The organism is Bartonella fuyuanensis (assembly GCF_014197255.1).
GTDB lineage: Bacteria > Pseudomonadota > Alphaproteobacteria > Rhizobiales > Rhizobiaceae > Bartonella > Bartonella fuyuanensis.
This window is the reverse complement of sequence record NZ_JACIFE010000016.1, coordinates 22,760-31,906: the sequence shown is the minus strand read 5'-3', so window position 1 is coordinate 31,906 and position 9,147 is coordinate 22,760. Positions and strand designations below refer to the sequence as shown.

The following is a 9,147-nucleotide window of genomic DNA, read 5'->3' as shown; positions in this document are numbered from 1 at the left end:
TTTTATCCCGTTGGTTACAATCAGATCTCTTGAATGTCATCGAGCAAGCAAAACAGCAACGTCAAAGTGACGCGGCATAAAAAAAACCTTGTCACGTAAGAACGGACAAGGCTTTCTCAAAAAACACACTAGGTTAAAGATAGCACAATCCGTCCTGTGATGCAACGTTATAGGATTTAAAATGATGTGTTCTTTTAAGAATGCGCAAGGTATCACACGTGCCTTGCGTGGTACTTGGCATGGGCGTTATGGAACAGCCCGTTGCCCTGCTCATGATGATAGGCTGCCTAGCTTATCCCTTGCCAATGGGCATGATGGGCGTCTCTTGCTCTATTGTTATGCTGGCTGCTCTTTTAGAGAGATCATACAAGCGCTCATAAGAATTGGGTTGCCTAGAAAACAAACTTATGATCATACGCTTTCTTTCTCCAAACAGTTTTGTGCTGATCTCAAATGAGCAAAACAGAAAGCAGAGAGAGCAAAAGCATTTTGGCAATAAAGCAAACCAATCAAAAACACTTTAGCTGATTTTACCTTTGCTATGGGTGCCTATAGCCAAGCCTTTGAGGTCCTTATGAGGCAAGCTACGCATAACGCATATTTTAACGATCTTCTCTCTTTTCTAAGGAAAAAAACATGACACAAAATAATAAAAATATTTTAGAGAATAATACCCCTTTAAATGATAACTACCCATCTCCGTACATAGCAGAACAGATCTTACATCTCCAGATAACACCTTATAAAACTCTAAAAACAACCACAAAAAAACCTGACTGAAGAAACCCTCAGTCAGGCCAGACAATCTAGGGGATCCACGCGGGGGGGGGGGAGGAGGTTCCCCGATCGTCTTCTCACATCAACCACTAAGATAGCTGGTGCGATACTTCTGCTATGGAATAAAATTCTTAAAACAACAAGAAATTCTTATCATCTTCGACGTAAAAAAACATAAAAGAATGATAAATTGTTTAAAAATGGTTATATTTAGGCAAAAAAGTTCAAATTGATCCAATTTGAAGCAATTTTATTTCAAGAAGCATCAATTAAAATCCACGACCATTGTAATTTTTTCACAACTCTGATAGTCATAATTAAAAAAACCAGTAATTTTTATGCATTCACCCTATAAAAAGCAAAGTACATAAAAGCAGAATCACTTATCCTACAACGGTTATCATCATAAAAAGAAAAAACATCGGCTCTAAAGAAGATATGGATTGTTTAAACAAAAAAATAAATTAGATAAACTAAATCTAGCTATCTTCATAAAAAGTTCTGCAAATGATCTTTTAAAATATGTTGAAACCGCTTACACAACAATATAAACGAAAAATTTAAACAGCTTAATTTTACGAAAAAATAAAAACCCCAAAGGTATTTGTTTCGAATCACATCGAATGATCATTCCAAAAAATGATAAACCATTTTACAATAGCCAACAGATTTCAATGCATTTTAACATAACGAATAAAAATCAGTGCAAACTTTTCTCTTAATTCCTATCATTTATTAATTAACCCATGAAATAATAAATAAAGCATGGGAATAGAGACCATCATTAAATGACATAACAACACCTTCTAGGAACTATTTTCAGCAGATCTGAAGCAATATGAGAAACTGAAAAACAGAATAATGATACCAGCTTACAGCTTTTACTTAAACTAAAATGGCAGTGCCTTATGAATTTACGTGATATCATCCGCGAGATGTGCCATAAGATGAGCGTACAAACATGAAAAAAAGAAGAAATTCACTTTTGAAAAGATAACGGACTTATTCAATTTTAATACCTTAATTGCTTCTAAATTTCTTCTAATGATAAAGATACATGAAATTATGGTATAATATTGCACTTTTCTTTCACCTCCTCTGAAGAAACCTATCTCAATTTGACTTTATAAAGATAATGAAAAGAATTTGCATGAATACTTGTACGCATCATAACGCTAAATGTATTATGATTGTAATTAGTAAAATGTTTTATAAAATCCAGAATTCGCTCCAATCCACTACTGGTCTATAAGTATTTTCACGGCTTTATTTACATTATTTTGCTGTTATTTAGCATCAATACCAACTCTTAACACATCAGCTATATTTGCATAAAAATCAAGATGAATGCCCCTACGAACTGTTCTGCTTTTAAACTCAATTAGAGTAAAAATATTTATGTCTATTTGAAGAATCTTAAAAGAAAAAACCATCGTTCATTTGGAAAGAAATATAAAAATCTAAAAATAACAACTTATTACCCATCCCTTTCATTTAGCTTTACGCCTTTCAAAAATGCTCATAACCGTACGTTTTAAATAATGAACGTTACGCATTGTCTTACGCTTTTACTTTTTTCATTCTTTTCAGCATCTATCCACCTTCCTCACGAAAAACTCTAAGGTACTTCTCAGCTAGGTCTTGTTTTAAAGAGATATCTTAGCCTGTTTCGTGACGTCTCGTTGTATCATTTAAAATACAACTTAAAATCTATTGGGCACCACCATCTTTGATATTTATGAAGATACGAATCATCACCACATTATATTGCAATTACTTTTACATTTAGAAAACGTATGAGAGGTAGATTTCCTTTTCTACACGATGTTATTTACACAAAAATCTGCTCTTGTAACAGTCAAACAAATACCTTTGGATTCTAAAACAGAAGAGTTGAAATGAAAAAACTTTCTTGTATTCGATCCTATTATTGAAGTTAAAAAATGAAATATTTTTTTAAATCAATTTATTGTCTAATAAAACAAATATGGTAGCAAAACACCTTAAATGACTATCTTCATAGCTTACTCTATAAAAGGTGCTTTCATTACATAACCTCCATGCCCTTATGAAATACCAATACTTGCATGTAAAAAATAATAACTCTTCAATGATTGAATAAATTTTTATCTCTGCGTTATTTCTTGATAAAAATCAGAAACTAAAACCATTAATAAATACAATTTATGCAAATTCTACTTGTTTATCTTTGAGATCATCAACCAATAAACGCGGATCACGAGCAAGCCAAAGTGTAACCATGCCCTCCTTGCTGCTTTTATTTTGTGGAGGAGTAAGACAAACCGTTTTCTCTAGAATAAGTCCTGCATTTTTAAGCCATTGTTCTATTTGTAAAATTGAAAATCCAAAATGCACATGCGCTTGATCAGAATGTAAAGACTCAATTTTATGATAACCAAAATCCACAATCAACAAACGCCCATGAGGACGCAACCTCCCTGATATCTCATGAAGAAATATTTCAGGACTTTCAAGAAAATGTAAAACCCAATGAAGAATGATTAAATCAAAAATTGTATCTCCAACAGAAAAGTGAAAAACATTGCTATCAAGGACGACTTCATCCGCATGCGTATAAAGATTAGAAAACAATTTTAAGACAGAGTCTCCACCCATTCCAATATTCAACAGCGTCTCAAATGGTTTATTGCCAACGATTTCAAGTAAAGCATTTCCCACAGCAGGATCCGCCATATAGGATAATCGTAATACATCCCATTGCAATGTATTTTGTAAAAAATGCTGCTGCCTTGTTTTTTGACGCTGCTTTTTAACATCCTTCAAACGTTCTAAATCGTGCTCTAACATCACATCATGCTTTGACAAAGCCGAAAGGACACCCATTACAATGTCTTTGCCCCAAAAATCATGACAAAGCTTAAAATAAAGGCGATTTCCCTTCTGATAACGCTCAATCAATCGTGCTTCGGACAATAAACGTATATGTTGAGATATACGCTTTTGCGACTGATCAAGAATAAAAATAAAATCAGGAACTGTTAAATCTTCATGTTTCAAAAGCATAAGAACACGTAAATGGCTCACTACTGCTACCGTTTTCAGCAGTACAATCATTCCATCTAAACTTGCACTTTTTTTCATAACCATTCCTTAAATATTCTTATAAACATTTGTTCATAGGAAAAAAAGTCAAGCATAAAGCACATATTCTCATCTATTTTGTTCCCGCTATTTTATCATAATATGAAAAAAATAGGCTACCGTAAAAACTAATAGATCTCATCCCGTTGCTTCTCTCTATAATGATAATAGACTAATTTATAGTAATTCGTCATTTCTAACTTGAGTGAAAAAATAAAATATCGTGTTTTTTGATTTCGAATCTATTTATGCTAAACTAGCCAAAATTATTCTCTTATACTTTATACACAGGGAAAAATAGGATGAATAAGAAATCATAGAACTAAATGAAAATACCTCTTATGGCCATCTCACAATAAGCATTACGCAACATTGGAAGAGAGCAAATAACATAACAATTCTAGCTTACATTTTTATTAAGTAAAAATGGCAATGCGTAATGATCAGAACATTCGTAGAATAGCCTTATTTACATCATGATCTCATAAAAAATCTTGAATCTCTCCAATGAATAAAAACTTCTACGATGTAGATACACTTTATTTTTGAAAGAATGAACACAAAAATATACTATTTTTTCAACAAAGGGATCAATAAAATAAGAAATTTTAGCGTGTAAGAGGCTTATAATTTACACGCTTAAGATTAAGGGATTCTGCACCAAGACGACGAGCTTTATCAGCCTCATATTCCGCAAAATTACCTTCAAACCATTCCACATGACCATCACCTTCAAAGGCTAAAATATGCGTTGCCAATCGATCAAGAAACATACGATCATGCGATATGATAACCGCACAACCAGCGAAATTTTCCAATGCATCTTCCAATGCACCCAATGTTTCAGTATCAAGATCATTCGTCGGTTCATCAAGAAGAAGCACATTCCCACCCTCCTTTAGAAGTTTCGCCAAATGTACACGATTTCGCTGCCCTCCCGATAAATTTTCCACCTTCTGCTGCTGATCTGCCCCCCTGAAATTAAAAGCCCCGCAATAAGCGCGGCTATTCATCTCATATTTGCCTAACTTAATAATATCATTTCCACCAGAAATTTCCTCCCAAACAGTTTTATTACTCGACAAGGAATCGCGACTCTGATCCACATAACTTATAGAAACTGTTTCACCAATGCGTATTTGACCTGAATCGGGCTGTTCCTGTCCCGTCAACATTTTAAATAAAGTAGACTTTCCCATTCCATTAGCCCCAATAACCCCGACAATGCCACCAGCAGGAAGTTTAAAAGAAAGAGAATCAATCAACACACGTCCACCATAAGCTTTAGAGAGATTATCAACTTCAATGACAACTTGTCCTAATCTTTCTCCAATAGGAATAATGATTTGCGCCTCTCCAGGACGACGCTCATGTGCCGCCTGAACCAACTCATCATAAGCTTTAATCCGAGCTTTTGACTTCACTTGTCGCCCTTTGGGACTAGAAGCGATCCATTCTTGCTCACGTGATAAAGCACGTTGACGTGCAGCCTCTTCACGACCTTCTTGAGCCAAACGTTTGGCTTTAGCCTCCAAATAAGCAGAATAATTCCCCTTATAAGGTATACCTCTACCACGATCTAACTCTAAAATCCAACCCGTGACATTGTCGAGAAAATAACGATCATGGGTTATCAAAAGCACAGCTCCAGGATATTCACGTAGATGCCTTTCAAGCCAAGCCGTAGTTTCAGCATCTAAATGGTTTGTCGGCTCATCCAAAAGCAACAAATCAGGTTTTGACAAAAGCAATTTACAAAGTGCAACACGCCGTTTCTCACCACCTGAAAGCTTTGTTACATCCCCATAGGCTGGCGGACAACCAAGAGCAGACATAGCCATTTCCACTTGACTTTCTAAATCCCAAAGATTCTGACTATCAATAATATCTTGAAGTTGTGCACTTTCATCAGCCGTTTCCTCGCTATAATTCATCATCAATTGGTTATAACGCTCAAGAATCTTCTGTTTATCCGCAACACCTTCCATCACATTGCCACGCACATCTTTGCTTGCATCAAGCAAAGGTTCTTGTGGTAGATAGCCACAGCGTGCTCCTTCAGAAAGCCATGCATCTCCCGTATATTCCTTATCTAACCCAGCCATAATACGTAAAATAGTTGATTTACCTGCACCATTTGGCCCTAAAATGCCGATCTTCGCATCTGGATAAAAAGACAAATAAATATTTTCTAAAATTTTTTTATTTCCGTAAGACTTGTTGAGCCCGGCCATATGATAGATAAACTGACGTACCATAAATTTCTCTTTGTATTGTATTTAGGTGATATTAAAAATTATAATTTTGAAAAAAATGCTTCCGCTTTTTGAAACTGTACAGTAAATAACTCTTACACCGTATCAAAAACTCTTCATTTTATATTGGTACATTTTTTCTAATCTCTCAAGCCCTAGTACGGTTCTGAATGCAAAAAAACAACCTTCAAAAAGCAAAAAGCAAAAAGCAAATCCTTTTAGCTGTACCTGATACATGTTATCAAACATTCCCTCTCTTTTCTATACCAGCTATAATTCTGCGTTTTTATCGTATTAAACCAACTTATCAATGTAATATAGAACCAGGAAGAAAAGCAATTCTCTATGCACCTTCTTTTTTTGTTTTATGGGCTTTGTATTACGCAGTAAAAAATCCTTCCCTTTTTTCATCGATTTTTTGTTATGGAAAACAATGGTCTTCACCCCTTGCCTTGATGTGGCTTAAACTACGGTTACAAAACGACCGACGCCTTATGGGATCTGATGTCCCAAGCCCAATGATCATGAAGGCTTTACTTCAACATATAGCAACAAATGATTATAGCGCACTTCCCATTGGGACGTGGTTACAATTCGTAAAAAACTATAGAACGAATTATAAAAACTTATCCATTCCCCTCTTTTGGCTTGATAATTATAAAAATAATAACAATATCCGACAAATCATTTCAAAACTTCAAGACGAAATATAGCTTTTTTAAATACAATAAAAGCTCATCTCCTGATAGGAATACATCCATGGAAAAAAAAGCCTTAATCGTCATTGATGTTCAAAATGATTTCTTACCAGGTGGAGCACTTGCAGTACCACAAAGTGATGCTGTTTTACCCACCATCAATAATCTCATAAATCGTTTTGACCATGTTATCTTAACCCAGGACTGGCACCCCAAAAACCATTGCAGCTTTGCTTCCTGCCACCCTGGGAAAAGGCCTTATGATACCATCAATCTTGACTATGGTCCTCAAATACTTTGGCCTGATCATTGTATACAGGGAACACAAGGAGCAGAATTCCATACATCTCTTAGAATGGAAAAGGCACAACTTATTCTTAGAAAAGGCTACAATCAAAAAATGGATAGTTATTCTGCTTTTCTTGAAAATGATCAAAAAACGCCAACAGGTTTACAAGTTTATCTCAAAGAACACGGTTTTACCAAGCTCATCATGTGTGGCTTAGCAACTGATTTTTGCGTAGGATTTTCTGCTCTTCACGCCGTACAATGCGGTTTTAAAGTCAGTGTTTCATTAAATGCCTGTGCTGGTATTGATGTAAACGGCTCACTAAACACTATGCTTAAAACGATGAACGAAGCTGGTATAGAACTATTAATGGTCTCTTAAAACATTCTTTTCCAACCTATCATTACATTACACTAAATTTATATAAATTATTTTTACATATTTTAAATTAAGAAGCTAAAATACCATGAAATTCTCTCATTGCAGACCTATCTTAAAACTATACTCTTTCTATGTTATAAATAGAGCCGATATATGGATAAAAATCATTCAAAACAACAGAAAAAATGCTTCTTATGAACCGTTAAGTGCAAGAACTGTCATTGGATTGAAAGTTGGCAAAAATATGCACTTTGTTTTGAAGCCCAAAAATATCGCAAGATTATACATTATTCTCTTCATGAACGGAATCATGCAATGAATTCAACTAAAAAAGAATAAAAACAAGCAATAAAATAGTATTTCTTTTGCATGCAATACTATTCTCTATTCAAAGACATGCGATAAACAAGAACGTGAGAAAATACGAAGTTTTCATGATTTAGATACAACATGTTTATCCAATTGACAACGCTTATAACGAATTGAAGAGTACAATGCTATACCAATAATACAGACTCCTACAAGTCCTATGAATACTTCAGGAACAGATATAATTGTTTGCAGATACATCATCACAGCAAGAACTAAAATTGCATAAAAAGCACCATGCTCCAAATAGCGATAATGCAATAATGTCTCTGATTCGACCAACATAATTGTCATAGAACGAACATAAAATGCACCAATACCAAGCCCTATTACGATAATAAAAAGATTGTGTGAAAAGGCAAAAGCACCAACCACACCATCGAAAGAAAAACTAGCATCCAGAACTTCTAAATAAAGAAACGCCCCTAATCCCCTTTGAGCTACTGTCTTTAAGGCCTTTTTATGAGTATCCAAGAGATGGCCAACAGCTTCAACACCTATAAAAGCCAAAAGCCCATAAAAAGCCACCAATAAAAAAGTTACTTTATCTTCTGCGCCAAGCTGAGCTGAAACAAATAATACCAAAATCAAAACAATTGCAATATCAATCCCAACAAATTCCCCAAACTTTTGAGCATGTTTCTCTATAGCATTAAGCCAATGCACCTCTTTTTCAGAATCAAAAAAATATCTTAAACTAACCATCATAAGGAAAGTCCCTCCAAAAGCAGCAATCCCCACATGCGCATCGGTTAAAACTTCAGCATATCGATGCGGTTCCCATATTGCTAATTTGACTGCTGCAATTGGATTAATCCCGACAGCAACAACAACCACCAATAACGGAAAAATAACCCGCATCCCAAATACAGCTATCAAAATGCCCCATATAAGAAAACGACGACGCCATAACGGACCCATTCGACTAAGAACACGTGCATTGATAATAGAATTATCAAAAGATAAAGAAATTTCCAAGATTCCTAAAACACAGCAAATAAAAAAATATTTAAGAAAACCAGTAATGCTTCCTGTTTCAACCCAACCAATAATTCCTCCTAAAAAGACACCAATAATCGTGAAAAAAAAAGCATACCCAAAATAGCGAAAAAGGACCATGATCATTCCTCAAAGTTTATTTTCTAGTTCAACTACAGCACATACAGTATAAATCCAAAGCTTGCATGTCTTTAAAGTTGCATCTATTAATCCAAAAGTGTATAGAAACACATGGTAAAGTTACATGAATTTTTTT

At 34.8% G+C, this 9,147-nt stretch carries 5 protein-coding genes and 2 pseudogenes; 4 read left to right on the top strand and 3 right to left on the bottom strand.

The window, feature by feature from the left end:
- Both GGR08_RS06060 and GGR08_RS06055 read left to right on the top strand, forming a co-directional pair.
- A pseudogene (locus tag GGR08_RS06060) lies at nucleotides 1-80 on the top strand (helix-turn-helix transcriptional regulator); the annotation flags it as partial.
- Between the two features lie 101 nt (nucleotides 81-181).
- A pseudogene (locus tag GGR08_RS06055) lies at nucleotides 182-496 on the top strand (DUF7146 domain-containing protein); the annotation flags it as partial.
- Between the two features lie 2,465 nt (nucleotides 497-2,961).
- Here GGR08_RS06055 and GGR08_RS06050 read toward each other — a convergent pair.
- Both GGR08_RS06050 and ettA read right to left on the bottom strand, forming a co-directional pair.
- Nucleotides 2,962-3,900 carry an ArsR/SmtB family transcription factor gene (locus tag GGR08_RS06050; protein ID WP_183194471.1) on the bottom strand — a complete coding sequence of 313 codons (939 nt, stop codon included), beginning with the start codon at nucleotides 3,898-3,900 and terminating at the stop codon, nucleotides 2,962-2,964.
- A gap of 608 nt (nucleotides 3,901-4,508) precedes the next feature.
- Complete coding sequence (gene ettA, locus GGR08_RS06045; protein ID WP_183194470.1) at nucleotides 4,509-6,158, bottom strand: energy-dependent translational throttle protein EttA; 1,650 nt, start codon at nucleotides 6,156-6,158, stop codon at nucleotides 4,509-4,511.
- Between the two features lie 167 nt (nucleotides 6,159-6,325).
- Between ettA and GGR08_RS06040 the strand changes: the two genes are divergently transcribed.
- Together GGR08_RS06040 and pncA are read left to right on the top strand one after the other, a co-directional pair.
- Nucleotides 6,326-6,868, top strand: coding sequence for a hypothetical protein (locus GGR08_RS06040; protein ID WP_183194469.1), 543 nt, complete (start codon nucleotides 6,326-6,328; stop codon nucleotides 6,866-6,868).
- Nucleotides 6,869-6,914: 46 nt separating this feature from the next.
- Complete coding sequence (pncA, locus tag GGR08_RS06035; RefSeq protein ID WP_183194468.1) at nucleotides 6,915-7,523, top strand: bifunctional nicotinamidase/pyrazinamidase; 609 nt, start codon at nucleotides 6,915-6,917, stop codon at nucleotides 7,521-7,523.
- 432 nt (nucleotides 7,524-7,955) lie between these two features.
- On the opposite strand, the gene GGR08_RS06030 is transcribed toward pncA, so the two are convergent.
- The gene (locus GGR08_RS06030; protein WP_183194467.1) at nucleotides 7,956-9,011 is read right to left on the bottom strand and encodes a DUF475 domain-containing protein; all 1,056 of its coding nucleotides are present in this window, start codon (nucleotides 9,009-9,011) and stop codon (nucleotides 7,956-7,958) included.
- Between the last annotated feature and the right edge of the window lie 136 nt (nucleotides 9,012-9,147).

Excerpts from the sequence above, each read along its gene's own strand:
- GGR08_RS06030 (WP_183194467.1), bottom strand. The coding sequence starts at position 9,011 with ATGGTCCTTTTTCGCTATTTTGGGTATGCTTTTTTTTTCACGATTATT.
- ettA (WP_183194470.1), bottom strand. The coding sequence starts at position 6,158 with ATGGTACGTCAGTTTATCTATCATATGGCCGGGCTCAACAAGTCTTAC.
- pncA (WP_183194468.1), top strand. The coding sequence starts at position 6,915 with ATGGAAAAAAAAGCCTTAATCGTCATTGATGTTCAAAATGATTTCTTA.
- GGR08_RS06050 (WP_183194471.1), bottom strand. The coding sequence starts at position 3,900 with ATGAAAAAAAGTGCAAGTTTAGATGGAATGATTGTACTGCTGAAAACG.
- GGR08_RS06040 (WP_183194469.1), top strand. The coding sequence starts at position 6,326 with ATGCAAAAAAACAACCTTCAAAAAGCAAAAAGCAAAAAGCAAATCCTT.